The organism is Shewanella sp. GD04112, assembly GCF_029835735.1.
GTDB lineage: Bacteria > Pseudomonadota > Gammaproteobacteria > Enterobacterales > Shewanellaceae > Shewanella.
Genome location: NZ_JAOEAL010000001.1, coordinates 1,360,398 through 1,386,809, shown reverse-complemented (window position 1 = coordinate 1,386,809; position 26,412 = coordinate 1,360,398). Strand labels below are relative to the sequence as shown.

Below are 26,412 nucleotides of genomic sequence, written 5' to 3'. Positions count from 1 at the left end.
TGATTAGTATGAAGTTATAAAAATTAGCACCGAGAGCAGATTAGTGAATTTCACTAATATTTAGCCTAACAGTGCTAATAAAAGAGTTAAATCAGAAGATTGAACGTCCGAGACGCTGGCTGAGATGCTCAAGCATCGCCGTCCCTGCGAGGGAGTTACCTTGATTGTCTAATTCGGGTGACCAAACGCAGACCGAGAGTTCCCCGGGGATCACCGCAATAATGCCGCCGCCAACACCGCTTTTACCAGGCATACCAACACGATAGGCAAACTCACCTGCGCCGTCATACAAGCCTGAGGTTGCTAACAGGGCATTTAATTGCCGAGTCTGCACCTGCGAAATAAGTTCAGTGCCATCTAAGGTTTTACCACGGTTGGCTAAGTACAACATCGCCCGCGATAGGTCGGCGCAATTCATTTTTAAGGCGCAATAATGAAAATAAGTGCGCAGCACTGTATCGACATCGCCTTGAAAATTACCGAAGGATTTCATCAGATAAGCGATGGCCGCATTGCGAGCACTATGCTGATATTCAGAATCCGCCACTTGCTTGTCGAAACAGACTTTATCGTTTTGACTCAGCGCCCTGACCAATTCCAACATCCGATGCTTAGGCGCCCCTAAACGGCTCTGTAATAAGTCAGCGATAACTAACGCGCCAGCATTAATAAAGGGATTGCGAGGTTTACCCCGCTCGAGTTCAACTTGGACTAGTGAATTGAAGGAGTGTCCCGAGGGTTCTTTACCGACGCGGCTCCAAATTTCGGTTTCTTCATATAAAGTTAGCGCTAAGGTTAAGCTGAAAACTTTAGAAATACTTTGAATTGAAAATGGCTCAAGGTAATCGCCTGCGCCTATGGTTTCACCGTCAATTGTGGTCACAGCAATGCCCAGTTTACCAGCATCAACATTGGCGAGCGCAGGGATATAATTAGCAACCTTTCCTTGGCCGAGCAAGGGCCGAACTTTGTCGACCACTTCCTCTAATAACGCCTGTTCTGGCATTAACTCCACCAGATATCGTACAGATCGCTAACTTCAAGTTGAGTCACTTTTTGACCCGCCCAGAAAGCCTTCACTGCAGCAACATCTTCTTCGGTACACTTACCGATAGTTTGGGTAGCAATAATACCTTCCCACTCGATATGACCACCGCCGTGGAAACCTAACTTACGGGCTTCAATGACTTCATCGATAAACTTATCGACTGTTGCATCAATATCGGCTTCAGAGACAGATGCATCGAAGGTCCAAGTAATGTCAAAACCTAACTCTTGGAATTCATCAACGCGCATTTTCTTACGTAAACGACGGCTACGATTCTTTGCCATAGTGATTTTCCCCGTTGTGTTAAAAAATAAAATCCATAAAAGATGTTAAGCGATACGCTCAAACATCAGATCCCACACACCATGGCCGAGGCGATGACCGCGGGCTTCAAATTTAGTCAGTGGGCGATGATCTGGGCGCGGCACCACGGTACCATCGGCGGATTGGTTTTTGTAACCATTGGCCGCATTCATCACTTCCAGCATATGCTCGCTGTAGTTTTCCCAGTCGGTTGCCATATGGAACACGCCGCCAATCTTTAGTTTGCGGCGGATAAGCTCAGCAAATTCGGCCTGCACGATACGGCGCTTGTGGTGGCGCTTTTTATGCCAAGGATCGGGGAAGAACAACTGCACGCGAGCAAGACTGCCATCGGCGATAGCATGTTCTAACACTTCCATTGCATCATGGTGATACACGCGAAGATTAGTCACCCCAGCAGCGGCAGCGTCACTTAAGCATGAACCCACGCCAGGCTTATGGACTTCAATACCGATAAAGTTCTGCTCTGGAGCTTCTTGCGCCATTTGTACTAAAGAGGCGCCCATGCCGAAACCAATTTCCAGTACGGTATCGGCTTCGCGACCAAACACTTCGGTCAGGTTTAATGGTGTTGGGCTGTAATCTAAGCCCATTGTTGGCCACTGAGTCTCAATGGCTTGCGCTTGACCTTTAGTCAAACGACCTTCTCTTAGGACAAAGCTTCTGATCTTACGCAGATACTTGCCTTCTTCATTAAATTCAGCGGTAGTGACTTCGCTCATTTTTGCCTCGTCTCGTGGACAACACCATCTAAAAAGAAGGGCATTATCCAAAGTTCAACTTACAGTGCAAGCACTAATGGAGGCGAAGTATAACAAGATTATCCTAGAGAGCGAATCTAGGCCGATTTTTCGATGGGGTGTTACTTGTTTGCCAACCAATCTCCCGCTACACTGCGCCGATGAAATCTACAGCCTCCTTTGCTACACGTATCGTTAATTGGTACGACACCCACGGTCGTAAAACCCTCCCTTGGCAGCAAGATAAAACCCCATATCGCGTATGGGTTTCAGAGATTATGTTGCAACAAACTCAGGTAGCGACTGTAATCCCCTATTACCAGCGTTTTATGGCACGTTTCCCCGATGTGTTAGCCCTCGCTAACGCGCCGGATGATGAAGTACTGCATCATTGGACTGGGCTTGGTTATTACGCCAGAGCTCGCAATCTACATAAAGCCGCTAAGATGGTTCGCGATCTGTATCAGGGGCAATTTCCAACAGACTTTGAGCAAGTGTTAGCGCTGCCAGGTATTGGCCGCTCGACAGCAGGTGCAGTGTTATCCCTATCACTTGGGCAACATCATCCGATCCTTGATGGCAATGTTAAGCGCGTATTAGCAAGACATGGCGCGATTGCGGGCTGGCCCGGTCAAAAACCTGTGGAAGAACAACTCTGGCAATTAACCGAGCAGTTAACGCCAGAGCAGGATATTCAAAAATATAACCAAGCCATGATGGATATTGGTGCCAGTATTTGTACTCGCAGCAAACCCAATTGTGCCGCTTGCCCAGTGGCTATTGATTGCAAAGCTCAATTAATGGGAAGACAAACTGAGTTCCCCGGTAAAAAGCCTAAGAAAACTATCCCAGAGAAAGCCGCTTGGATGTTGGTTTTACTCAAAGATAACCAAGTCTTCTTGGCTAAGCGCCCTCCTGCCGGCATTTGGGGCGGACTCTGGTGCTTCCCCGAATTTAGTACTCAAGCCGCACTCAATGCAGAGCTTGAGGCCCAGGGTTATCACGCCGCACAACTCGAACCATTAATCGGTTTTAGGCATACCTTTAGCCATTTCCATTTAGATATTCAGCCCATGCTACTGAATTTAGATAGCCAAGCAAATGGCTACGACAAGCAAACCTTGGGTATGCAGAGCGTGGGCGCAGTCATGGAACAAAACCAGTCTCTCTGGTATAACATCAATCAACCTTCCAAAGTGGGACTCGCCTCCGCAACCGAGCGCGTGTTGGCCAACTTGGGATCACTCGTAGCTATTGCTAGCAACCTCGACAGTCAGTAAGGAATAATCATGGCGCGTACAGTCAATTGCGTATATTTAAACAAAGAAGCCGACGGCCTAGACTTTCAACTGTATCCAGGTGATTTAGGTAAACGTATTTTCGATAACGTCAGTAAAGAAGCTTGGGGCCTATGGCAGAAAAAGCAGACCATGCTGATCAACGAAAAGAAGCTCAACATGATGAATGTTGATGATCGTAAATTTTTGGAAGAACAAATGACCTCTTTCCTCTTCGAAGGTAAAGACGTGGAAATTGAAGGTTTTGTGCCTGAAAAGGGTCAGGAATAAGCCTAAGCGCCTATCCATAAAAGCAAAAAAGCGCCCAAAGGCGCTTTTTTATTCGCTGATAAATGCAGCTCAGTAGCGTTAAGCTTACTTACGCACGCCTTCTACCACTAAATCTAACTCAACATTGGCAGACGCTGGGCCTAAATCCATCTTGATACCGTAATCTTTCATCGCAAACGTGGTAGTACCGGTAAAACCTGCACGGTATCCGCCCCAAGGATCTTGACCTTCGCCCACAGCATGCGCTTGGATTGCCAACGGTTTAGTCACACCGTTTAGCGTGAAGTTACCTGTGATAACCATATCGCCATTGCCTTTGTCTTCAACCGAGGTCGAAACGAAAGTCGCTTCTGCAAATTTAGCAGTATTCAAAAAATCGCCACTACGGATGTGCTTATCACGCTCGGCATGGTTAGAGTCAACGCTTAAGGTGTTCACTTTAACATTCACTTTAGCTGCCGTTGGATTTTTAGCGTCGTAGCTGAAATCACCGCTGAAATCGTTAAAACGACCGACGACATAGCTATAACCTAAGTGACTTACTTTAAAGGTAATAGATGCATGAGCACCTTCGCGGTCAATTACATAATCGGCGGCAGATGCAGCCATTGGAGCCAGTAAAGACCCACCAATCAAAGCAGCTAATAGTTGTTTTTTCATTATATTATCCTCGGTTAAATTTAATCATCTTGAGTAGTGTTGAATCTTTATCGATAAAATGGTGCTTTAACGCGCCTAACGCATGCAGTAAAACCAGAGCAATCAAGCTGTAGGCGGCATATTGATGAATATCCCCCGCGATATCAGCCTGATTTTCAATCAGTGGCGTTAGGCCGGGTAACTCAAACCAGTCAAACACCATAATTCCACGGCCCTCTGCCGTCGAAATCAAAATACCTGCGGCCATAATCACTAGTAATAAGAGGTAAATCGCGCCATGGGCAATGTGGGCGCTAACCTTTTCCCATGTCTGGTGATTTTGCTCAGGAGCGGGCTTTGGATTAACCAAACGCCAAACTAAACGAAACAGGGTTACCGCCAGCAGCAAAACTCCAATGCTTTTATGCCAATGTGGCGCCGTTTTGTACCATGCACTGTAGTAGGTCAATTCCACCATCCACACACCGACGGCAAAGAGTCCAATCACCACAACCGCACTTAGCCAATGGCTGGCAATAGCAATAAGTCCATAATTCAACTTAGTATTTCTAAACATATAGCTACCCCACACCTCTGCACTTAAGTCGCACAATCAAATAATAGTCATTATCATAAAACGAAAATTAAAAACTAAAATCAGTAAAAATCGCTCATATCTTTCTAAAATTCAGAAAGATTAACGCTATTATGGTATTAACGCTGATTGTGGGGCTTAAACGGGTCACTCACGCGGCTGGAAATACAACTTTGAGGCATCAAAAAGGCTCATTCCCAACTGGTTTATAGATAAAAAACAGCCAAAGTGCACATTAAACAGTCGAACACATCATTTATCAGGAAAAAGCACTTGCAGAGGATAAACACCCTCGTTAATATAGCCGCACTTCGAACGAGGCAGCATTAAGTTGTCGGTTTAAAGTAGTCAACTAACGCTTAGTTTAGTTGCCCGAATAGCTCAGTCGGTAGAGCAGAGGATTGAAAATCCTCGTGTCCCTGGTTCGATTCCGGGTTCGGGCACCACCATTCGCCGGCATAGCTCAGTTGGTAGAGCAACTGACTTGTAATCAGTAGGTCCCGAGTTCGACTCTTGGTGCCGGCACCATAAGAAACAAAAAAGCCACTCACTGAGTGGCTTTTTTGTTTCTGGGATTTGGATGAATTCAAACTCCTTCAATGTTCGATGTTCAATGCAACTACATTACGACTAACCAGCTATCAATCATTTACACAGTGCTTAAGTTCGGTTCTTGGGCATGACGCCATATAAACAAAATACTGATTAACAGCTTAGTCCTTAGCACTGTGAATATTTAAAATTCCCAGTCATCCACTGCCCTTTTACTCATTTATCCCACCACTAAATCGAATTAACCCATTGATAGTTCGACCAAGTAAACCATTCGCATCTCTATAAAGCCTTAATTAAGGCACTTTTTGTTTAATACTTGGTCAGTCGAATTAAAAGGACTTGCACAGTGAAAGCGAGCACTATATGATACGCGCACTTCGAACAAATGGGGTGTTAAGCACTCGGTTTGAAGTAGTTAACTAACGCTTAGTTTAGTTGCCCGAATAGCTCAGTCGGTAGAGCAGAGGATTGAAAATCCTCGTGTCCCTGGTTCGATTCCGGGTTCGGGCACCACCATTCGCCGGCATAGCTCAGTTGGTAGAGCAACTGACTTGTAATCAGTAGGTCCCGAGTTCGACTCTTGGTGCCGGCACCATAAAAAACAATCAAGCCACTCAATGAGTGGCTTTTTTGTATCCGTATTTTGAACCTGAATGTTGAGTAAAAGTCACAGCATCGACAGCCCAGAGCAACTGACTTACTCTCGATAATCACAGTCGCTCCCAAACTCGACTCTTAGTGCTGGCACCATTAAAAACAACGAAGCCACTCAATGAGTGGCTTTTTTGTATCCGTATTTTGAACTTGATTTTTGAGTAAAAGTCACAGAATCGATAACGTGTGGCAACTGACTTACTCTCGATAATCACAGTCGCTCCCAAACTCGACTCTTAGTGCTAGCACCATTAAAACAACGAAGCCACTCGATGAGTGGCTTTTGTTTCTGTCATTTTGACAATTTACTTTATCTGCTCATGCACTATCGGCCTATCCCCCGCCTGCACTTGATGTTGCAAATGCCGCCAACCATGGGTCAACTCATTAAGCGGTTCTTTTCGTTCTGGGAACTGTGCAGACAATTTATCAATAATATCAATTTGTTTTTTGCACAATAAAGACCAACGGTCAGCATTCGATAAGTACATGGCGTTTTCCTTAACTGAGGGAGTACATTTCCTTAGTAGACTAAGACTAGGCCAGAATCATACCTTTGCCAAATTAAAATTGCGTGTTAGCGCACTGTTAAAAGCCATAACTCCAGAGTATCTTTGTCCTATAAACATAAGAGAGGAGGCATTATGACAGCCACTATTTTAAAGCTCGTTTTTATCGCGATTGGTTTGTTTCTGGTTTATAAGCTGATCTTTGCTGGTAAGAAGGGACTGACTATTTTTGAAATGCATTTTAAAGATGGCCGCATGACTCAACATAAAGGCAAAATCCCCGAGCGTTTCGAGCGCGAATGCCGCCAGCTGGCCAAAGCGGAAAAGCTGACTTGCACTATTAGAGCAGAAAAAAACTCCGGCGTGCGTCTGCATATTTCAGCCAATGTGAATGACAACCTACAGCAGCGGATCCGTAACCAATTTCCCTTCGAGTATTACGACAAAAAGGCGGTCGACAATAGTCGCCAAGCGGGTTAATCCTTCTGACGTTCAGCCCTTATTTTTCAGTAAGGGCTGAAAACATCGCCCTCTCGCTAGATTAACCCAACGTTAGTATTTAAGCGGGCTCTAGAATTTAAACCACCTCTTTGGCTCTAGTCATCCATCTTCACGGGCATCACGAACGCGGCGCTCATTATCCTGCACCATAGGATCGCTTGTTGGTTGATTAGGGTCGACTTGCTCATCTGACTGACCTTCAAATTGAAAATCGATATTCGAACAGGCCATTAAAGACAGACTTACGAATACCAGCATTAACATCCAATAATTTTTCATCGACTTAGCCATGCAGGATTGAAGTGTTTTGTCAGCCTGCTGTAATAAACGAAAAATTATTAGTTAGGCTATACCGTTAATGCTTTTGGATCACTAAGGTCACTTTGGCAACAGTGACGCCCCATTTAATAATATCGCTTTGGTTAATAATGGTATTGTCATTCACTAAGTACATCCAATCATCAAAGTGCACTTGGTATTCATCACCATCTACGGGCAGTAGCATATCGTAACGCCAACGCAGCGCACTGCCGCTCGCCTTCCCTTCCGCAGTACCGATAATATCGTCAGCCCTGCCAGTGTATTGCCCTTCCCCTTGGGATTTAATGCGCCAAATACGAGTTTGGGTTTCACCATCATCATAGACAAACCACTCTTTGATGGTGCCTTCCGTCCCCTGCCAACTCGCCTCCATAGTCACATTAAACCGACGTATCACTTTGCCACTGAAGTTCTCAACAATGCCCGATGCCTTAAGCGGGCCATTAAAGAAGCTTTCTAACACTAAGGGGGGATTGGTGCCTTGATAATCACTTACATCGACACTAGAACAGCTAGACAAAAGGCTGACCATCAACAACCCTAAGACAACAGACTTACCCCAGTTAAGCTTTAGCAATCGCATGATTTTTCTCCTAATAATTGCGCCCTTAAGGTTGGCCTGCTGGTATTGGTCGATAACCAAATCGCCAGAAATGCTTCGGCTAATTTAGGCTCTTCGATAACGCCAAGCGGCTGACCATTGAAAAAGAACTGACTGCGCTGCGCATCGATGAGTTTGAAACTTAAATGATCGCCAGGCACAACATTAGGCCAAATTCCCTTGAGTAATTGCAGCCAATTGGCAATTTCATCCTTGGTGTAACCTAAGTGTCGCCACTGATCTGCCGTCGCCTCTAACAGATCATTCGCCTCAATATCACGATAATATTCAATGTCTAATAACTGCGGATAAATCCCACTCTGGTACTTCCCCGTAGTGGTCATCAGCTTGGCTTTATAGACATTAAACCAGAGCCAATCCATCTCACCTCGGCCAACCTCAACCAGCCCTGAGGTCATAGTCTTTTCGATGGCCGCTGGCGTGGCGCTATATCCTGCGACTGGCAGCATTAATCCACACAGGGCGCCGAGATATCGCTTTTTTAACAACATCACTGACAATATGGATGAAAGATGAAGCATCAGATTTCTCCAGCAAGACAAAGATTAACGACGATATAAACGCGCCTAGATAGCTCATCCCATAGACCTATGGCTGCGCGAGAGTTTGATGAAAAGAGGCAATAACACAGCCCAAATAATCGCGAGAAACACCGCAGACACGCCCTCACCATAGGGAAGGCTCACGGCATGAAATGCGGCCCCAGCCAAGTAACTCAGGCTGCCGAAGATTGCCCCTAGAATGGCTTGTAATACGATCGCAAAGGCGCGGATAAGCTTAAGGCTATGGTGCAAACTCAACGCAAAATGCAACCAGAGACACGCCAACCAAGCGGGAAAAGCGGAAAATTCAAATACACTAGCCAACGTTAGCAGGCTATCAACCGCCATACCGAGTAACCCAATCTTAAGCATTGCGCTTAAGTCCCGCGGGATAGCGGCGGTTTCCACTCGCGGCAGTAATATAAAATGCAGCACTAACAGAGGGATACTCAGTAACAGCGCGCGATTGCCGAACAACACGCCAGTCCACCACACACACTGAAAACTCAAGCTGTTATAGAGTATAAAGCCCTGATATTTTGAGATATTGAGTATGTTTCCCGCCATAGAGGACATCTCATCACCACCTTAGTTACCGCTCACCGCATTCGGCAAACGGTAGTCTGGGCGCACCGCAACCAAATGCACTGTGCTCGTGGTACGCTCTAAAAAGCCTCCTTCGCAATAGCTTAAGTAAAACTTCCACATGCGGATAAAATCGTCGCCATAGCCAAGGGCTTGCACTTGCTCAATGGCGCGGTCGAAATTGTTATGCCAGTCCCTCAGCGTCTTGGCATAATCGAGGCCCATATCATCAATCGACCACACCTGCATATCGGTGCGCTTGGCCAAGTGTCCAACCATTTGGTGAACCGAAGGCAAGCAACCGCCAGGGAAAATATATCGCTGAATAAAATCAACACCTTTGCGATAACTGTCGTAACGTTGATCGGCGATAGTGATAGCCTGCAATAACATGCGGCCATGGGGTTTGAGTAAGGACTCGAGCTTTTTAAAGAACCCCGGCAGGTACTCATGGCCAACGGCTTCAATCATCTCGATAGACACTAGTCTGTCGTAGGTGCCGCCGAGATTACGGTAATCCTCAGTCAATAAGGTGATGCTATCGCTTAAGCCTTCCCGTTCGACTCGCGCTTTCGCGTAAGCATATTGCGCATCCGAAATCGTTGTGGTCGTCACGTGCACGCCATAATGCTTGGCGGCGTAAATGGCTAAGGCACCCCACCCCGTTCCGATTTCGAGTAAGGTCTGCCCAGGTTGTAGGTCGAGCCGCTCACAAATGGTTTTCAGTTTATGCAGCTGCGCCTGCTCTAGACTCGCTGCGCTATCGGGATAAAGAGCGCTGGAGTACAACATTTCGCGATCTAAAAACTGCTCATACAAGGCATTACCTAAGTCGTAATGGGCCAAGATATTACGTTTAGAACCCTGCTGTGAGTTGCGATTCAGCAAATGTTTCATACGGTTAACCGATCCAGTCAGCCAACCGAATTTCGCCTCAATCTTATCGAGCAAGGGGAGATTGCGGGCAAACAGTTGCACCACCTTAGTGAGATCCGGGCTAGTCCAATGACCTTGGATATAGCTTTCACCGGCGCCAATGGAGCCCGAAAACATCGCTTGGCGATAGAAGCTCGGATGCTTCACCACCAGGGTGGCATGTAAATCACTGTGATGCTCACCAAAGCGATAGCTCTTGTCGCCCTCCACTAAGGTTAAACAGCCGTGGGGGAGATTTTCTAATGCTTTGAGCAGTAGCTTACGGGCCAGACTGTCAGGCAATTTTGCCGTAATAACAGAAGATTGCGATGCAGTGTTTTCCATCTTATTTCTCCACTTGGGCTGGATGTGGCACAAAAGGTACGCGCTTAAAGAACAGCTTTAACGCCTGCCAATAAATCCCGCCGAAAATTTTCAGCGACATAAATGGAAAGCGAAACAACAAGGCACGAAGGGATTGAGCATTGATAGCTTGGCGAGTCATCGATAGGCTGGCATTGAACAAACGCTTACCCGTCTGATTCGGTAGATTCTCGATGCCAATGTTTAAGCGTTCAGCGGGCGGTTCAACATGCCACTGGTAGCGCATATCGAGGTTCATAAAAGGCGAAACGTGAAACACTTTATCCGTGGTTTTAGGGGCGGATAAATCCACTAAATAACAGTGGCGTTGGTCCCACGGGGTATTGCTCACTTCGGCAAGCATATATAAAGGCTGTTGTGCTTGATAACAAAAGTAAAAATTCACTGGGCTGAAGTACACGCCAAAGTGACGGATTTGCCCAACAAATAGCACTCTGTCGCAGGCCTGGTGACCGCCTAACTCAGCAACTTGCTCAAGCACCCGTTGCTTAAGGGCAAAGCTGCTGGGTTCGTTTATCTCAAGCTGCCGACTCTGGTTATCCCTTGTCGTAAAACTGCGAAGATAATCCTTGGGATTAAATCTGAGTAGCGCGCGCCGCTGACTGGCGAAACTGCGCCCCATAGCACTGATGCTATCGACCTCGTCTAAATCAATCGCCAACAAAGCCATTTGGTAGCTAAAGTGATGTTTTACTGGCGTATAGCGACTATGGGTCACGCTGCCGTAGTAAATACCGCTATTGAGCTCACTCATAGCGTCACTCCAAAGTGGGCACACACATCTAAGGCGCTGCGGACACCGTCCTCATGGAAACCATTGTGCCAATAGGCGCCGGCAAAATGGGTATGGTTTTGCCCCGAGATTTCTTCCCGACGCGCCTGCGCCTGTAAACTCTGCTCATTAAACACAGGGTGGGCATAGTTAAAACGGCGCAGAATTTTGGCTTCATCAATCAGCTCAGTCTGATTGAGCGTTACGCAAAAGGTTGGTGCGTCGCTAGGTAAGCGCTGCAGAATATTCATATTGTAAGTCACAGAGGCGGGGCGTTTTTGATTGCCATCCAAACGATAATTCCAGCTGGCCCATGCCGCCTTGCGCTTAGGTAAAAGGTTGGTATCCGTATGTAAAACCACCTCATTATTTTGATACTGCAAGTCACTCAGAATCGCTTTTTCGGCCGAGCTGGCATCGGTTAACATCTTAAGCGCTTGGTCGCTATGACACGCAAGGATCACCTCATCGAATACCTGCCACTCACCATTCACATACAGTTTTACACCGTCAGCATGGCGTTCGATGGCACTCACTGGGCTGTTTAAATGCAGATTGTCTTTAAAGGGTGTAATTAAATCAGGGACATAACTACGTGATCCGCCCTTGAGCACATACCATTGCGGCCTGTTACTGACGTTTAGTAAGCCATGGTGCTCAAAGAAACGGATAAAGAAGCGCAGCGAAAAGGCGCGCATATCTTCAATGCTCGATGACCAAATTGCCGCCCCCATGGGCAAAATATAATGCTCGGCAAAAAAGCCGGAAAACTGCTCGCGGTCGAGAAACGCCCCCAAGTTGCCAGCGGGGTAATTATCCTGTTGGTAAATCGCCTTACAGCTTTTATTAAACCGCACAATTTCATTTAAAAAGGCCCAAAAGCGCGGATTCAGGAGGTTACGCTTTTGGGCAAACAAACTGGCAACGTTATGGCCATTGTACTCAAGCCCCGTCAGGGCGTTATGCACACTAAAACTCATTTCGGTCGGCAAAATACTGACATTTAAACGGGCTAACAGCCGTTCAAAACGGGGATAGGTTCGGTCGTTAAACACGATAAACCCAGTGTCTATCGCATAGTGTTTACCAAGATGCTCCACATCCACGGTCGCGGTATGGCCGCCTATATAGTCATTGGCCTCAAACACAGTAACCTTGTGGGATTGGCTGAGTAGATAGCCACAGGTCAGCCCTGAAATTCCCGTCCCTACAATGGCAATATTTTTCATCGTCCTGCATCCTTAAGCGCCTTCGGCTGGTTATCCCGTTGGATCATTTTTTGCCAAACCAAGGCTGGTAGAAATGACATCAATTTCAATAAATAAGTAAATCGTTTGGGGAAATGGATCTCGGCTCCGCCGCGCGAAAGCCCGCGGCGAATTGCCGTTGACGCCGCCTTTACATCGACTTGCATCGGCATGGCAAAATCATTCTTGGCCGTTAGAGGCGTCGCCACAAATCCTGGGCAAATCACACTCACAGATATCCCGTGTTGAGCAAGGTCGAGCCTCAGGCTGGCGGCTAAGTACTGCACGCCCGCTTTGGAAGCGCCATAGGCCTCCGCACGGGGAAAGGCTAAATACGTCGCGCTCGAACTCATCAGTGCCAAGCGCGCGCCTCTTGGCATTAAGGGTAAAAACGCGCCAAGGCAGTAGCCCATGGCTATCAGATTGGTGTGCACGACACGCTCAAACAATCTGTCGTCGAAGTGTTTAGCGTCATCGATATACTCGCAGCCACCCGCATTGAGGATCACTAAATCCAGCTGACAGGCGCACTGAGTCAGTAAATCTTTGATACGGAGAGCATTCTCTTGGACTTGGCTGCGCTCATTAATATCAAAGCTGATGCACGTCGCCCCAATCAGCACTGTTTCGGCAAGGGCATCGAGCTTGGCTTTATCTCTCCCGCAGGCAATCACATGCCAGCCAGCGGCGAGATAATCCTTGGCTAATTGCAGCCCAATACCCGAGCTTGCCCCAGTGATCAGCACAGTGTTGATTTTGTGGATCTGCACCGATGTCATCACTTTGCCGCCCTGTCTTTAAGCAGTCGAATCAGACCGCCCATGCAGGGCAAATGCTCATACAACATTTGCCCTAAGTCGAAATAATCCCGATGAAAGTAAATCCGCTGATGAAACTTAAGCTGACTCATACCATCGACCCGGATAAGTTCGCCCTTGTTTAACTTGGGATGGCGATATTGCATCTGCCAGAATAGCGAAGCTTGGAAGTCATCTTGCAATACTTCTTTGATTTCAAAGTGAATGTAGCCAACGTTTTTGTAGAGTTTGGCAAAATACTCAGTCAAGGCAGTTAAACCATTCACTTGATGCATAGGATCGATAAAACAAATATTGTCATCGTAGACCTGAGCCAGCAGATGCAGATTGTCCTTGTTTAATGCTTGATAGAGCGCGATAAACTCATCAACCACACCGCTCTGTTCAATCTTCGCTTGGTTTATCATCCAGATAACTCCCTAAGGGATAAGTTGTAAGGTTGAGCCTATGGCCTAGGCCTTTTTCAGCACCCCAAGTACCGCTAGCGCCCTCGCCCTTGCCGCATTGTGCTCCACAATTGCATAGGGATAAGCCGAGTCAGACTCCAGCGTTGGCACCTCAAATAACGAAGGCGTTTTTTGCATATTGGGTTGGTGCAAACGCTTGATTCCCCAAGATGCCAGCTCTGGTAAGTACTTACGGATAAAGCTGCCATCTGGATCAAACTTTTCGCTCTGGCTGATAGGATTAAAAATGCGGAAATAAGGCTGGGCATCGCAGCCACAGCCTGCCGACCATTGCCAGCCACCGTTATTAGCCGCCAGATCGCCGTCGATAAGATGCTGTCGGAAATAGCGTTCCCCCCAGCGCCAATCGATAAGCAAGTGTTTGGTTAAAAAGCTCGCCACCACCATGCGCAGTCGATTGTGCATCCAGCCGGTTTGATTGAGCTGGCGCATCGCTGCATCTACAATCGGGTAACCCGTTTTGCCCTCGCACCATGCCAAAAACTCAGCTTGGTTGTTGCGCCACTGCACATGGTCGGCCTGACGATTAAAGTTGTGCCCCTTGGATAAATCTGGAAAAGCGACTAACAAATGGCGATAAAACTCCCGCCAAATCAGCTCATTCAACCAGGTTCGCCCTGGGCTAGTATCATCGACAATCACCTCGGGAAAACGCCCAAGCAGCGCCGCGATACATTGCCTTGGACTGAGCACGCCCAGCGCCAAATAAGGGGAGATAACGCTAGTCCCCTCTAGAGCAGGAAAGTCTCTGTCCTGTTTATAGTCTTGGGCTTTTTGCTGAATAAATGCGGTAAGAATACGCTTTGCCTGCCCCTCTCCCGCCGCCCATTGCTCGCTCGAGGTTAGCTTGCTAGTGGATGTAAAACGTTTTTTAAAACTGATTGGCTTTGGTTCAGGTAACATAGGTCCAAGCAGCGCAGGTACAGCAAGCGGCAAAATGGCGCGTTTGGCGGCAACTTCTCGCCACTTACGGCTAAAGGGCGTGAACACCTTATACATATCACCGCTTAAGTTAAGCACTGTGCCCGGCGGTAATAGGCAGTGTTCGTCGCTGAGCACCAAGGGAATACCCGCATCGAGACAGGCTTGGTCGCGCTTTTGCTCGTTGATTTCGGGTTCTCGCCCCGCGAACACCCGTTCAACCCCAAGCTTTTCACAGTAACTCGCTAAAAAAGCGGGCACCTCTTTAAAGCTATCGAGTTGAATAAGCTCAAATTCAATCCCTAGGCTTGCGAGTCCTTGGGCGAGCAAATTCACATGCCGCTGGATAAAATCAATCTGGATCGGCGCCATATCGTGGCTGAGCCACTGGCTCGGAGTCGCAATATAAATCGCCCTGAGTTTTGCGCCCGGCACTTGCCGCACCCAATCACAGGCTGCCGTCAGCGCTTGGTTATCCGTTAGGCGCAGATCCTGGCGAAACCACATCAACGCGTGCTTTGCCGCTTGGGATTGATTATCGCTCATCGGCTTGCCCTCCTTGCTCCGCTTCGACCGCGTTTTTGTTCTTACGTAGCTGTTTCTTCTGTTGCTCTTTTGCCGCCGAAACTTGGCTAACCCATTCAGCCAAGTCTGGCGCCATAAACGCTAATAAGGCCGTGAGAGTCGGTGCAAAGGGGCCGATGAGATAACAGGAAAGTGGCATTTGCTCGAGCAAGCTTTGCAGCTCGAAGATTTTCGATGGTGGATGATTCGCCTCAGGCACTAGCAAGAGAGCGTCCACCTTGAGCCGATTATTGATAAGCCCAAGGCTTGTAGTGTCGAGTACACCAAGATCAATGACTGACACTCTTAACTCGGCAAGTTCTAAGCGTAAAACCAGGCTATACAAGCGATTAGTCATACTCAAGTTGCTTGTGCTTGAGTTGCTTGCGCTCGAGTGAATCATGTTCGAATGACCCGCGTGCAGCTCTGCCGTTTTTTGCCCTTGGATAGATGGCAAACACACGACACCGATTTGCGCCAAACTGGCCTGCCCAGCAAAACTGGCGCGCCCTCCGATGCGACTGGCTAACTCGCTTTCTAGCCATGCAAGCAACAGCTCGGCATCTAAACGAGGCTCAAGCAAAGCAGGTAACTGCGCCATCCAAGCCAGTAACAATTTTTGTTTCACTAATTGAAAGGGATATAAGCCAAGGGCTTCATCAAGGATTTGGTGCAGCTTTGGTTGTTCCAGTTCAAACAGCGCGCTATTTAAAGCTGTGATCAGCTCCAGCCACAAATCCCCCTCTTGCAATGGGGTGCTATCGGCTTCGGTCGCAAGCGCCGAACTCATCAGTAACGGTTTAACCTTACTGATGGCGACGCCCTTGGCTAACCATGCATTGATCTCATGGATTTGTTGAATATTTTCAGGAGTGTATAACCTATGGCCCTTAGGCGTACGCGCAGGGATGACCAGCCCAAAGCGCCGTTGCCATGCTCTTAACGTTACCGCGTTAACCCCTGTGAGTAGCGACACTTCCCCTATCGGGAGTAGCTCGCGACTCTCGAGGTTTTCGGCCTCAACCTTTGAATCATGTTGTTTCATGTTAATCACTTAACTCGTTAATCTTAATGCATTATCTAATCGTTCAAGTGCGTATTTTCGCCAGCTGACTGTGATTAATAGGCATAGCGCAGCTTTAATTCCTCGGGATGGGGATTTAAGTACACTTGATCCTCAATATAGGGGGTGGGGAATTGGCGCAAATAGTGGTTAATCAAAGTGATAGGCACCAGCAAAGGGAGAAGTCCTTGGCGATATTTCATAATCATTTCAGACAGTTCTAACTTCTGTTCCTTATTCAAATGCTTTTTAAAATAGCCCTGAATATGTTGTAAGGTGCTGGTATGGTTTCGACGAGTTGCATTGATTTTTAAGGCGGTCATAAAGCCCGCAAAATAGCGCTCGGCGGTTTGATCTAAGTCTTCAATATTGGCCACAATCGGCCCAAGCTCGCGGTACCATTTTGGGCTATGGGCCATCAACAGATACTTATAGCGGGAGTGAAACTTCACTAACTTGTGCTTGGTTAGGCCCTCATGACACATCTTATGCCAGTCGTGATAGGCATAGACTCGGGTAAAAAAGTTTTCCCGCAGCACCATATCGTGCAGGCGACCTTCTTCCTCGACGGGGAGATAGGGATAGCGTTCCATTAATTTACGGGCAAACACCCCAATGCCTGATTTAGTGCCATTATTGGTACCGATTTTGTACTCAGTCACCCGTTCCATACCGCAGGTCGGCGATTTGGCACAGAGTAAGTAACCGCCTAAAAAGCCTAATTCCTCAACCTTTTGCTCGCTAAAGCGATTGAGTTTGTCGGTGACATCTAAGCTGCCATCACCGCTCTGCACTCGGATCTGCTCACCATCGCGCACTAATCGAATGCTTTTTCGCGGTGCACCTAGGCCAATCGCCATTTCTGGACACAAGGGGACATAATCAAAAAATGGCGCAATCTCTTGATTACAATAGGAAGAATTTTTATGCCCACCGTCAAAGCGCACCTTCTCCCCTAATAGGCAGGCACTGATCCCAATTTGAATTCGCTGCGGATTAAACTTGTACATAATGCTATTCCTTGTATCACTTTGAATAATATTACGGACCATTCTTGTACAAGGATCAAGTTTTTGTACAAATTTTTATAAAAATTTTCTGACGCTAAAAATCCAACGAAAGTCGCTAGGGCTTGGCCTTGATATTGCTTAGTTTATTCGCCCCATTGGCGCGGCATCAGGAAGTAAACATCGACGAGGGAGAATAAGGAAATGACGGTCATCAATCCCAATAGCTATGCTGCCATTGCACTAAGCCAGCTAAAATCGGCTCAGACTCAACAAACGCAGGGCGTACCAAGCACAGCGGAAAGTTCGAGCCCTCAAATGACGGTTCCGCAAGATACAGTCACCCTATCGGGCGGCGTGACTCGAAGCGCTGAAACCAGTGATACCTATAGCCAGCTTGCGCCCAATGCCAAACAACATTACACCAGCAATGTGCAAAATATTGCCGGTTCTCAAGAGAGCGCAAAATCCGAAGACAGATTAGCGGAAGCCATGCAGGCAATCCTCGATAAACGCACCGGAGTCGACAGGGAAAAACTGAAGCAACTAGAAGAAGAAATGGCGAAAATTGCCGCCAATGACAGCTTATCCGAAGAAGAAAAGGCCAAGCAGATAGCGCTACTCGAAGCCCAAAAAGCCGAGCTAATTAAAGAAGCAACTGAAAAAAATGAAGAGCGGCAACGCAATAATCAAGCTGAAGTCTATTTTAGTTAATGCTTAACGTTCAACACTAACAATTTGAAAAAAGACCTTGATAAGCAGTTCACTAGACACACAATGAGCGAGATGCGATCCAAAACGCCAGTGAGCGTGAGAACCGTGAAAGATAAGTAAACTGCCACGCAAGAGAAGCGCAGAATCGTCAACGGTTGAAAAACAAAAATCCGCCCCATCTCTGGGGCGGATAAGTATCGAAGGCAGGACTTTTGATAACGCTTTCAACCCACAAGTTAAACCATACCAATAAGCAAACTAGCGTTACCGTTTCTTGCCGCCTAAGGCGCGCTTCTTAGCTCGCTGTTTTTGAGCCGCTTTACTATTGCGTCTTGGCTCGGGTTCCATCTTATTAAAATCAGGTTCAAAGCCGGGATACCATTGCTGCGGCAGGCGTTTATCGAGCAATGCTTCTACCTCTTCAAGCAGCAGTGCATCCTCTTGGCTAAACAGCGTAATCGCCAAACCAGTGCTACCCGCACGCCCAGTGCGACCGATACGGTGAATATAATCTTCGGCAATAAAGGGTAATTCGAAGTTAATCACATACTGTAAGTCGGCAATATCGAGGCCACGAGCGGCAACATCGGTCGCGACTAAAACCTGCACTAGTCCTTGTTTAAAGTCCTTTAAAACCTTCTCCCTTGCGCCTTGGGATAAGTCACCGTGAAATGCCTGCGTTGCCACCCCGAGTTGATTGAGCTGAGTGGTCAGCTTATCGACACCCTGCTTAGTGCGGCTAAAGATCAGCACTTGCTGCCAATTTTTGCTGCGTACTAAATGGCTGACAAACTCGGTTTTACGATCACTGTCGATGGCATAAACCCGCTGCTCCACCTGTGCGGCCGTTGTATTGCGTTTCGCGACTTCGATAAGCTTAGGATCACGCAACAGATTTTTACTGAAACCGAAAATCGAATCGTCTAAGGTGGCCGAGAACAGCAATGTCTGTCGCTGCGCGGGCACTTGCTTGAGCACCGCTTTGATTTCATCCATAAATCCCATATCGAGCATACGGTCGGCTTCATCAAATACCAGCACACTCAAACGCTTAAGGTTAAGTGCCCCTTGACGTAGATGATCGAGTAGGCGCCCAGGCGTCGCGATAAGCACATCGATGCCAGCCTTAAATTCGGCTTGCTGAGCCTCGATACTCACGCCGCCGTAGGCAATCCCGACACGAATCTCCGTGCCTTTGGCATATTTCACAAAACTCTGCTGCACTTGCACCGCTAACTCACGAGTCGGCACTAGCACTAAGGCTCGAATATCTTTAGGGGCATCTTGGCTTTGGTTATCGAGGAGTAATTGCTGCAAAATCGGGAGAGCAAAGGCTGCGGTTTTCCCTGTTCCCGTTTGTGCACCCGCCATCACATCCTGTTTTGCCAAAATAGCGGGAATGGCTTCAATTTGGATAGGCGTGGGCTGCTGATAGCCAAGTTCGGCTAAGGTATTCACTAACTGAGAATGTAAGGAAAGCGCGCTAAAAGACATGGAAGATCACCAAAAACATTAATGGCGCCATGTTAACAGACAGCCGCTAGAGCGACCAGTTGCATTGCATCTGTCAGTTGCTCACGGCGTTAATCATGCCCAATCAGCCTTATGGTCGATAGACGCGCTCAGACTTTCACTAGACGCGCTTAGGCTTTCGCTAAAAACGCCTCAACATCCGCGGGTAATAGCGGACGGCTGAACAGATAGCCCTGCGCCTGATCGCACAGGTTGTGGGTTAAAAACTCAGCCTGTGCTTGAGTCTCGACCCCTTCTGCCACTATCTCTAATTTGAGCGCATGCCCTAGGGCAATTACGGCTTTAGCGATAGCGGTATTGTTGGTGTCAAACGGAATATCTCGCACAAAGGATTGGTCAATTTTAAGCTTATGGATAGGCAGTTTTTTCAGATAGTTAAGGGAGGAATATCCGGTTCCAAAATCATCGACCGAGAGCTCGATCCCAAGATCCCCTAACAGCTTTAAGTCACGAATCGCCACATCGGGATTGTGCATCATCACGCTCTCAGTCACTTCAAGCTCAAGGCAAGTGGCAGGTAAGCCAGTTTGAGCCAAGATACGCTTAACATCTTCAACAAAGGAGCTACGTTGTAGCTGTTGTCCGGCAACGTTGACCGCAATTCGGCCAAAGGGTTTGCCCTCGGCGAGCCAACGCATACCTTGTAGACAAGCGGTTTCGAGCACCCATAAACCAATATCGTAAATCAGCCCAATTTTCTCGGCGACGGGAATAAACACCCCGGGGGATATTTGCCCCAATATGGGATCATTCCAGCGCAGTAGCGCCTCCACGCCAAGGGTTTTACGGGTCACTAAATCCAATTTAGGCTGATACATCAGATACAAAGCATTCTCTTCAAGCGCGCCATAGAGTGCACTCTGCAGCTTTAAATGCTCAAAGGATTGTTTGGTAAGCGACTCAGTGTAAAAGGCAAAGTTATTGCGGCCCTCACTCTTAGCGCGGTACATGGCAGCATCGGCATTACGCAGCAGAGTATCGGCCTTACTGCCATCGCTAGGGTAAATTGAAACCCCCATACTGGCGGTAAGACGTAGATGATCGCCCGTACTTACCACAAAAGGTTGTTCAAATACTTGGCGTAATTGATTGATGGCCACAGCGGCATCCTCGTGATCTTGAATCCCCGAGATCAGCGCCACAAACTCATCACCACCAATACGCGACAGCACATCTTGCTCCCGCAGTTGGCAGCGCAAACGTTTTGCCAACTCCACCAGCATCTCATCACCTATGCTATGGCCAAAACTGTCGTTGATATGTTTAAACAAATCCACATCAATAAAGACTGTTGCTAACTGGGCATTAAGCCGTTTTGCATGCTTCACTTCCTGTTTAAGCTGCATCATCAGCTTCATGCGGTTTGGCAAATGGGTTAGCGGGTCAAAGTAAGCCAGATGGGCAAGCTGGGCTTCATTCTGTTTTTGAGCGGAAATGTCGGCAAAGACTGCGACAAAATAGCGTACATCACCACTGTCATCATAAATGGTGCTGATGGTGATATTTTGCGGGAAGATAGTGCCATCCTTGCGGCGATTCCAAATTTCGCCATTCCACTTTCCCGTCTCGAGTAAGTGAGTCCACATGGTATCGAAAAAGGCTTTCTCATGACGACCCGAGTTAAATAACCGTGGGTTTTGACCGAGCAACTCTTCCCGCGAGTAGCCAGTGATCTCATAGAAGGCGCCATTCACATCGGTGATATTGCCGTGTCTATCCGTCACGACAACGCCTTCGAGGGAATGTTTAAACACGTTAGTCGCCAGCGTGAGCTGCTCTTCCACTTCTTTATGCTTGGAGATATTGCGGGTCATGCCGATGACTCCCGCCAACGTGCCCTCCGGCGTTAAGGCAGGAATTTTCAGGGTTTCTAGCCATAAGTGCTTGTTTTGCTTTTCACCATCCAAACACTCGGCGACAATAATCGGCGCACCGGTTTCAATCGCAAGCCGGTCACCATTAAGAAAAATCTCGGCGATATCTTTACCAAAGAGCTCTTCGTCTGTCTTGCCGACGATTTCACTACGAGGTAATTCCCATGCTTTTTCAACACTTTGGTTGCAAATGGTATAAACACCTGCGGTATTTTTCACCCAGATATGTTCTTCAAAGCTGTCGATAAAGGTTTGCAGGCCAATCACGTCGACGGCTTTGCTCTCTTTACGCGTTGCCGTCACCGCTTGTTGTTGCAACCTGAGTAATTCTGCCAAGTGAAGTTGCAGGCTATTGACGGTCAAAGATGCCAGTTGCAAGGCCTTGTCGTCTAAGTGCAAAGCCGCACTGTGATAAAGACATAAAGCCCCGAAATGAGCGCCAGATGGCCAAAGTATCGGCAGGTAAATCAAGCTTCCAATCCCAGTCGCACGCCATTGGGGATCGGCGTTAACATCGCGGATCAATAATGCGGATGGCTGATGAGCACCAGCACTGAGATCTTCGGGCAGATTCACCTGATAGTTGCTAAAAGCACTCGATTCATTAAAGGGATTATAGGGTGCACTGTGTTGGGAAAAGACCTGATCTTTAGGGGAAGCATTTTGATACAGGCTAAAATGCGCTTTCAAATTGGCCTGTAAAAGGAGCGCCTCTAAATGGCGTGGCTCACAATCCACAGTCTGCAATAATAGACTGCGCTCTCCGGCGGGGGTTACCCTAAAAATCGCTGCATGTGACTGAGTGATATCGGCAATTAATTGTAAGTCGCTTGCCCAGTTCGCTAACTGCTTTGGTGAAATTGCAACATCATTCATAAGCTTGCTAACTCTAGCCTCTACAATTCCATTGTGACTGAGGGCATTTACACTCCCTCACCATAAAACACAGCCATAACCAACACAGAGTATCAATAGATGGATAACGCGATAGTCGCATTCTGTAGGCCATATTACCGCAGACAATCAAGCATCGTCATTCACTAATACATAAATATTTGACTCATTCAGCGATTACTTTGTTTCGAGAGCCTGCATGGGCAAATGACAATATCTATCCTAATGATAATAGACTGTTTTTAAGTTTAGCTTCCGTCAAAAATCGACTCGTCAGCAACAACACTGATTTAACCGTAAATTACCGCCTTGTGATTGACAAAAACCTTATCTTATTGTCTACAATGGAAATAATCAGGATGAAAAACAAGGATCTCTATGCCTACCGTGCCCACTGCCACACCCGCCATCCCGTTAACGAGTCAACAGCTTTATCGGAAATCCGACCTTAAACAGCTTAACCCTGAGTGCCAGTCTACCGCTCAACTCACGCCACTCGATGATATTGTCGGTCAAGAACGTGCCCAACAGGCGGTGGAATTCGCCATGGGGATTAAGGAAAAGGGCTATAACATTTATGCCATTGGCCAAAACGGCTTAGGCAAACGCACTATGATGCTGCGTTACCTGAATCGCCATGAGCCTATCGAGCCATCACTGTTTGACTGGTGCTATGTGGTCAACTTTGACGATACCCGCAGTCCCAAAGTGCTTAAACTCACCGCAGGAACGGGGCAAGAGTTTAAAAAGTCCATCGAAAAACTCATGCTAAAACTCGTCAAAGCGCTGCCCTTAGCCTTTGATAACGAAATGTATTATGCCCGTGCCGAAAAACTCAAAAGCCAGCTAGCACAAAAACAAGAAGCCGCACTGACAGAGCTAAGTGAAGAAGCCAAACAGAAAAATATTAGTCTCAGTTTAACCCTGCAGGGCGACTATCAAATGGTTGCCCTCAATGGCGAAGAGCCCCATGACGAAGTCTCCTTTGGCGCCTTGACCGAAGCCGAACGCACTCAGTTTGAAAGCAATATTAATGGGCTCGAAGTCAAACTTCGCGGCATCATTCGCCAAAATACCGAATGGGAAGAAGAATTTAGCGATACCCAGCAGGAACACGACGAACAAGTCGCTAAAGATGTATTAGTGCACTTTTTTAAGCCCTTGAAGGACAAGTACAAACATCAGCCCGAAGTCAGAGCCTTCTTAACGGGGATGCAGTCGGATATCTTAAGTAATTTAGATATTTTCCTTGAGGAGAGTGAGGAGCAACTCGCCCTCGCCTACGCTTCCCTAGAAAAGAAAATGCCGCGCCGCTATCAGGTCAACGTCATCGTATGCCAGGGGGAGCAAAAATTCCCGATTGTGGTCGAAGAAAGCCCAAGCTACCACAGCCTGTTTGGCTATGTTGAGAACGCCACCTTTAGGGGCACAGTATTTACCGACTTCTCACTCATCCGCCCAGGAAGCTTACACAAGGCCAACGGTGGCGTGCTGTTGATGGATGCTATCAAAGTACTGGAGCGCCCCTATGTGTGGGACGGCTTGAAACGTGCACTGCGCTCCCGCAAGTTAGATTTAAGCTCCTTGGAGCGGGAAGTCTCACTGTCGGGCACTATCTCATTGGCGCCGGAACCCATTCCCTTAGATGTGAAGATCATTCTGTTTGGGGATCACGAAACCTATCAGCTTTTACAGCATTATGATCCTGATTTCAGTGAGTTATTTAGGGTCACGGCCGATTTTGAAGATGTGATGGATAGAACCGATATCTCGGAGGCGCAATATGCACGATTTATTTCCAGCATAGTCCACGATAACAATATGCTGCACTGTGACCGCAGCGCCATCGCACGCATCATCGAATACAGCTCCCGTGAGGCGCAGGACCAACAAAAGCTGTCGCTGCATTCGGCAAACATCGCCAATCTGCTTAGGGAATCAAACTTCTGCGCTAAGGCCGCCGCAAGTCAATGTATTGAAAAACAACATGTAGAGCAGGCGCTGAAAAACCAAGAGCAACGGGTCTCGCGCCTACACGACAATATTATGGAGAGCTTTATCAACGGCACGACATTAATCAATACCCACGATAAAGTTGTCGGCCAAATCAATGCGTTATCTGTGATATCAACCTCAGATCATCAATTTGGTCTGCCGAATCGTATTACCGCCACCACCGCCTTCGGTAAGGGGGAAGTGCTGGATATTGAGCATAGGGTTAAGCTCGGCGGCCGCATTCACTCTAAAGGAGTGTTAATCCTGACAGCCTATTTGGCTTCGGTCCTTGGTAAAACCGCGCAAATCCCCCTCACCACCTATCTCACCTTCGAGCAATCCTACAGCGGGGTAGATGGTGATAGCGCCTCGATGGCCGAATGCTGCGCCATTATCTCCGCCATCAGTGAGTTGCCCTTAAGGCAGGATATTGCCATTACCGGATCGATGAATCAGTTTGGTGAGGCGCAACCCATCGGCGGCGTAAATGAAAAAATCGAAGGCTTTTTCGATGTGTGCAAAATTAAGGGCCGCTCATCGAGCCAAGGGGTGATTATTCCCGAGTCGAATATCGCCAACCTCATGTTACGCCAAGACATTGTGGAAGCGGTTGAGCGTGGAGAATTCCATATTTGGGCAATTAGCCATGTCACCCAAGCTATGGCATTACTCTTAGGTAAAACGGCAGCGACCTTAGGAGGCAATGATGGGAAACACGCAGGCCATTATGCCCCAGAGTGCGTATTTGGGATTGCCCAGCAAAAACTCAATGCCCTGAGGGCGCTCCCTAAAGCCAATTGATAGTCGGACCAAAATCAAAAAGGGTTAGCAAAGCTAACCCTTTTTTATCGGTAATTGCTGCTCTGAGTTACACCAAGCTTGCCAGCATTTCATCGCTATAGGTCACCAATTCATGACCTTGGCGCACTCTTGCCACATAATCTGGGTTGGCAATAAAGGGGCGACCAATCGCAATTAAATCAAACTTATCGGCGGCAATCGCTTCACTTGCCGATTGGGCGCTGTAACCACCTACACCCACTAAGGTTTTGCCATAGTTAGCACGCACATAGCTAGAAACACGGCCATCTAAGTAATCAAACTCCATGCTGTCGTCGAAGATACCGATATGCACAAAGGCCAGTTCACGTTTTTCGAGCTCAGGCAACAGGTAATCAAACACGGCGCGGTCACGGTTATCGACAGCCATATTGAAATAGGCGCCGGGAGAAATACGAAGACCGGTTCTGTCTTTACCAATACGCGCCGCAATCGCATCAACCACTTCTAAAGCAAAGCGTGACATATTGGCAGGTGTGCCGCCGTATTCATCGGTACGACGGTTGCTGTCATGGTGTAAGAATGCATCGATTAAATATCCGTTTGCACCGTGGATCTCAACCCCATCGAATCCGGCTTCAATCGCGTTTTCGGCCGCTTTCGCATAATCGCGGACTAAGCCCTGAATATCTTCAAGAGTTGCCGCTTTTGGAGTGACATAGGTCAGCTCACGCATTCTGGGCACACTGCCCTCTACTTTTTCAGCCGAAGGCGCCAGTACATCGCCGCCACCGAAGAAATGTGGGTGTGCGACACGGCCGGTATGCCATAACTGCACAAAAATCTTGCCGCCATTAGCATGCACAGCATCCGTCACTTTACGCCAGCCGGCGATCTGCGCTTGATTAAAAATCCCGGGCGTATTTGGGTAACCTTGACCATCAGGGCGAATGATCGTCGCTTCGGAGATAATCAATCCCGCTTCGGCGCGGCGAGCATAGTAAGCCACCATATCATCGGTCGGTACTAAATCCGCATCGGCCATACAGCGCGTTAATGGCGCCATTAAAATACGGTTTTTTAAGGTAATAGTGTCATTAAGTTTGTAGGTATCGAATAAATTACCCACGGAATTCGCTGCATGTTCAATCGTCATTGGTGTTGCCCCATTCTTGAATGTGCATTCAAGATATTCTTATTTGAACGATCATTCAAGAACATTTTTGAATGTTTGTTCAAAATTAGTTAGAATCAGCCCAAG

26 protein-coding genes and 4 tRNA genes are annotated in these 26,412 nt (G+C 47.6%); 9 read left to right on the top strand and 21 right to left on the bottom strand.

Annotated elements, in window-relative coordinates; all coding sequences use genetic code 11:
* Window positions 1–91: 91 nt before the first annotated feature.
* Genes glsB through trmB form a run of 3 tightly spaced genes read right to left on the bottom strand, consistent with a single transcriptional unit; the run spans window position 92 to window position 2,094 of the window.
* Complete coding sequence (glsB, locus tag N7386_RS06140) at window positions 92–1,006, bottom strand: glutaminase B (RefSeq protein ID WP_011621971.1); 915 nt, start codon at window positions 1,004–1,006, stop codon at window positions 92–94.
* Complete coding sequence (locus N7386_RS06135) at window positions 1,006–1,332, bottom strand: YggL family protein (RefSeq protein WP_011621970.1); 327 nt, start codon at window positions 1,330–1,332, stop codon at window positions 1,006–1,008. Before N7386_RS06135 ends, glsB begins: the two co-directional genes overlap by 1 nt.
* A gap of 45 nt (window positions 1,333–1,377) precedes the next feature.
* Window positions 1,378–2,094, bottom strand: coding sequence for a tRNA (guanosine(46)-N7)-methyltransferase TrmB (trmB, locus tag N7386_RS06130; RefSeq protein ID WP_011621969.1), 717 nt, complete (start codon window positions 2,092–2,094; stop codon window positions 1,378–1,380).
* Between the two features lie 179 nt (window positions 2,095–2,273).
* Between trmB and mutY the strand changes: the two genes are divergently transcribed.
* Both mutY and N7386_RS06120 read left to right on the top strand, forming a co-directional pair.
* Window positions 2,274–3,392 carry an A/G-specific adenine glycosylase gene (gene mutY / locus N7386_RS06125; protein ID WP_011716273.1) on the top strand — a complete coding sequence of 373 codons (1,119 nt, stop codon included), beginning with the start codon at window positions 2,274–2,276 and terminating at the stop codon, window positions 3,390–3,392.
* A 9-nt stretch (window positions 3,393–3,401) separates the two neighbouring features.
* Window positions 3,402–3,680 (top strand): oxidative damage protection protein, encoded by a 279-nt coding sequence (locus N7386_RS06120; RefSeq protein WP_011621967.1) that lies wholly within the window; start codon window positions 3,402–3,404, stop codon window positions 3,678–3,680.
* An 84-nt stretch (window positions 3,681–3,764) separates the two neighbouring features.
* Here the strand turns inward: N7386_RS06120 and N7386_RS06115 are convergent, their stop codons facing one another.
* Both N7386_RS06115 and N7386_RS06110 read right to left on the bottom strand, forming a co-directional pair.
* Window positions 3,765–4,340, bottom strand: a complete 576-nt coding sequence (locus N7386_RS06115) for a YceI family protein (RefSeq protein WP_011716272.1) — start codon at window positions 4,338–4,340, stop codon at window positions 3,765–3,767.
* Window positions 4,341–4,344: 4 nt separating this feature from the next.
* On the bottom strand, window positions 4,345–4,896 hold the full coding sequence (locus N7386_RS06110; RefSeq protein WP_011716271.1) for a cytochrome b: 552 nt from the start codon (window positions 4,894–4,896) through the stop codon (window positions 4,345–4,347).
* Window positions 4,897–5,284: 388 nt separating this feature from the next.
* Here N7386_RS06110 and N7386_RS06105 point away from each other — a divergent pair.
* From N7386_RS06105 to N7386_RS06090, 4 genes are all read left to right on the top strand, one after another.
* Window positions 5,285–5,360 (top strand) — tRNA-Phe (locus N7386_RS06105).
* Window positions 5,361–5,366: 6 nt separating this feature from the next.
* Window positions 5,367–5,442, top strand: a tRNA-Thr gene (locus N7386_RS06100).
* A 464-nt stretch (window positions 5,443–5,906) separates the two neighbouring features.
* Window positions 5,907–5,982, top strand: a tRNA-Phe gene (locus N7386_RS06095).
* A gap of 6 nt (window positions 5,983–5,988) precedes the next feature.
* Window positions 5,989–6,064 (top strand) — tRNA-Thr (locus tag N7386_RS06090).
* Window positions 6,065–6,428: 364 nt separating this feature from the next.
* Here the strand turns inward: N7386_RS06090 and N7386_RS06085 are convergent.
* On the bottom strand, window positions 6,429–6,614 hold the full coding sequence (locus tag N7386_RS06085) for a hypothetical protein (RefSeq protein ID WP_011625617.1): 186 nt from the start codon (window positions 6,612–6,614) through the stop codon (window positions 6,429–6,431).
* Between the two features lie 153 nt (window positions 6,615–6,767).
* Between N7386_RS06085 and N7386_RS06080 the strand changes: the two genes are divergently transcribed.
* A complete protein-coding gene (locus tag N7386_RS06080) occupies window positions 6,768–7,112 on the top strand; it encodes a DUF3634 family protein (protein ID WP_011621963.1) in 345 nt (114 codons plus the stop codon).
* A 120-nt stretch (window positions 7,113–7,232) separates the two neighbouring features.
* Here the strand turns inward: N7386_RS06080 and N7386_RS06075 are convergent, their stop codons facing one another.
* The 12 genes from N7386_RS06075 to N7386_RS06020 all read right to left on the bottom strand — a co-directional run bounded on the left by N7386_RS06075 (window position 7,233) and on the right by N7386_RS06020 (window position 17,364).
* Window positions 7,233–7,412: a hypothetical protein gene (locus N7386_RS06075; protein WP_164717927.1), complete on the bottom strand. Its 180-nt coding sequence runs from the start codon at window positions 7,410–7,412 to the stop codon at window positions 7,233–7,235.
* Window positions 7,413–7,488: 76 nt separating this feature from the next.
* Window positions 7,489–8,037: a DUF3833 domain-containing protein gene (locus tag N7386_RS06070; protein WP_086903188.1), complete on the bottom strand. Its 549-nt coding sequence runs from the start codon at window positions 8,035–8,037 to the stop codon at window positions 7,489–7,491.
* The gene (locus N7386_RS06065) at window positions 8,025–8,597 is read right to left on the bottom strand and encodes a chalcone isomerase family protein (protein ID WP_086903187.1); all 573 of its coding nucleotides are present in this window, start codon (window positions 8,595–8,597) and stop codon (window positions 8,025–8,027) included. The genes N7386_RS06070 and N7386_RS06065 overlap by 13 nt, the downstream gene beginning before the upstream one ends.
* A gap of 54 nt (window positions 8,598–8,651) precedes the next feature.
* Window positions 8,652–9,194, bottom strand: coding sequence for a DUF2878 domain-containing protein (locus tag N7386_RS06060; protein WP_086903186.1), 543 nt, complete (start codon window positions 9,192–9,194; stop codon window positions 8,652–8,654).
* A gap of 12 nt (window positions 9,195–9,206) precedes the next feature.
* Window positions 9,207–10,463 (bottom strand): cyclopropane-fatty-acyl-phospholipid synthase family protein, encoded by a 1,257-nt coding sequence (locus tag N7386_RS06055; RefSeq protein ID WP_086903185.1) that lies wholly within the window; start codon window positions 10,461–10,463, stop codon window positions 9,207–9,209.
* Window position 10,464: 1 nt separating this feature from the next.
* Entirely contained in the window at window positions 10,465–11,256 is a 792-nt protein-coding gene (locus N7386_RS06050) for a DUF1365 domain-containing protein (protein ID WP_279767461.1), read from the bottom strand.
* Entirely contained in the window at window positions 11,253–12,503 is a 1,251-nt protein-coding gene (locus N7386_RS06045) for an FAD-dependent oxidoreductase (RefSeq protein ID WP_279767459.1), read from the bottom strand. The genes N7386_RS06050 and N7386_RS06045 overlap by 4 nt, the downstream gene beginning before the upstream one ends.
* The gene (locus N7386_RS06040; protein WP_279767457.1) at window positions 12,500–13,300 is read right to left on the bottom strand and encodes an SDR family NAD(P)-dependent oxidoreductase; all 801 of its coding nucleotides are present in this window, start codon (window positions 13,298–13,300) and stop codon (window positions 12,500–12,502) included. Before N7386_RS06040 ends, N7386_RS06045 begins: the two co-directional genes overlap by 4 nt.
* Complete coding sequence (locus tag N7386_RS06035; protein ID WP_279767455.1) at window positions 13,300–13,746, bottom strand: nuclear transport factor 2 family protein; 447 nt, start codon at window positions 13,744–13,746, stop codon at window positions 13,300–13,302. Before N7386_RS06035 ends, N7386_RS06040 begins: the two co-directional genes overlap by 1 nt.
* A 45-nt stretch (window positions 13,747–13,791) precedes the next feature.
* Window positions 13,792–15,273 (bottom strand): deoxyribodipyrimidine photo-lyase, encoded by a 1,482-nt coding sequence (phrB, locus tag N7386_RS06030; protein ID WP_279767453.1) that lies wholly within the window; start codon window positions 15,271–15,273, stop codon window positions 13,792–13,794.
* On the bottom strand, window positions 15,263–16,336 hold the full coding sequence (locus N7386_RS06025) for a MerR family transcriptional regulator (protein ID WP_279767451.1): 1,074 nt from the start codon (window positions 16,334–16,336) through the stop codon (window positions 15,263–15,265). The genes phrB and N7386_RS06025 overlap by 11 nt, the downstream gene beginning before the upstream one ends.
* Window positions 16,337–16,410: 74 nt before the next feature.
* Window positions 16,411–17,364: a DUF523 and DUF1722 domain-containing protein gene (locus N7386_RS06020; RefSeq protein ID WP_011625604.1), complete on the bottom strand. Its 954-nt coding sequence runs from the start codon at window positions 17,362–17,364 to the stop codon at window positions 16,411–16,413.
* A gap of 201 nt (window positions 17,365–17,565) precedes the next feature.
* Here N7386_RS06020 and N7386_RS06015 point away from each other — a divergent pair, with 201 nt between their 5' ends.
* Window positions 17,566–18,075 carry a hypothetical protein gene (locus tag N7386_RS06015; protein WP_279767449.1) on the top strand — a complete coding sequence of 170 codons (510 nt, stop codon included), beginning with the start codon at window positions 17,566–17,568 and terminating at the stop codon, window positions 18,073–18,075.
* 264 nt (window positions 18,076–18,339) lie between these two features.
* Here N7386_RS06015 and N7386_RS06010 read toward each other — a convergent pair whose 3' ends face one another.
* Window positions 18,340–19,569: a DEAD/DEAH box helicase gene (locus tag N7386_RS06010; protein ID WP_279767447.1), complete on the bottom strand. Its 1,230-nt coding sequence runs from the start codon at window positions 19,567–19,569 to the stop codon at window positions 18,340–18,342.
* A 149-nt stretch (window positions 19,570–19,718) separates the two neighbouring features.
* A complete protein-coding gene (locus N7386_RS06005) occupies window positions 19,719–22,358 on the bottom strand; it encodes a bifunctional diguanylate cyclase/phosphodiesterase (RefSeq protein WP_279767445.1) in 2,640 nt (879 codons plus the stop codon).
* A gap of 396 nt (window positions 22,359–22,754) precedes the next feature.
* On the opposite strand from N7386_RS06005, the gene N7386_RS06000 reads away from it, so the two are divergent.
* Complete coding sequence (locus N7386_RS06000; protein ID WP_279767443.1) at window positions 22,755–25,172, top strand: ATP-binding protein; 2,418 nt, start codon at window positions 22,755–22,757, stop codon at window positions 25,170–25,172.
* Between the two features lie 67 nt (window positions 25,173–25,239).
* Here N7386_RS06000 and N7386_RS05995 read toward each other — a convergent pair whose 3' ends face one another.
* Window positions 25,240–26,307 carry an alkene reductase gene (locus N7386_RS05995; protein WP_126512726.1) on the bottom strand — a complete coding sequence of 356 codons (1,068 nt, stop codon included), beginning with the start codon at window positions 26,305–26,307 and terminating at the stop codon, window positions 25,240–25,242.
* Between the last annotated feature and the right edge of the window lie 105 nt (window positions 26,308–26,412).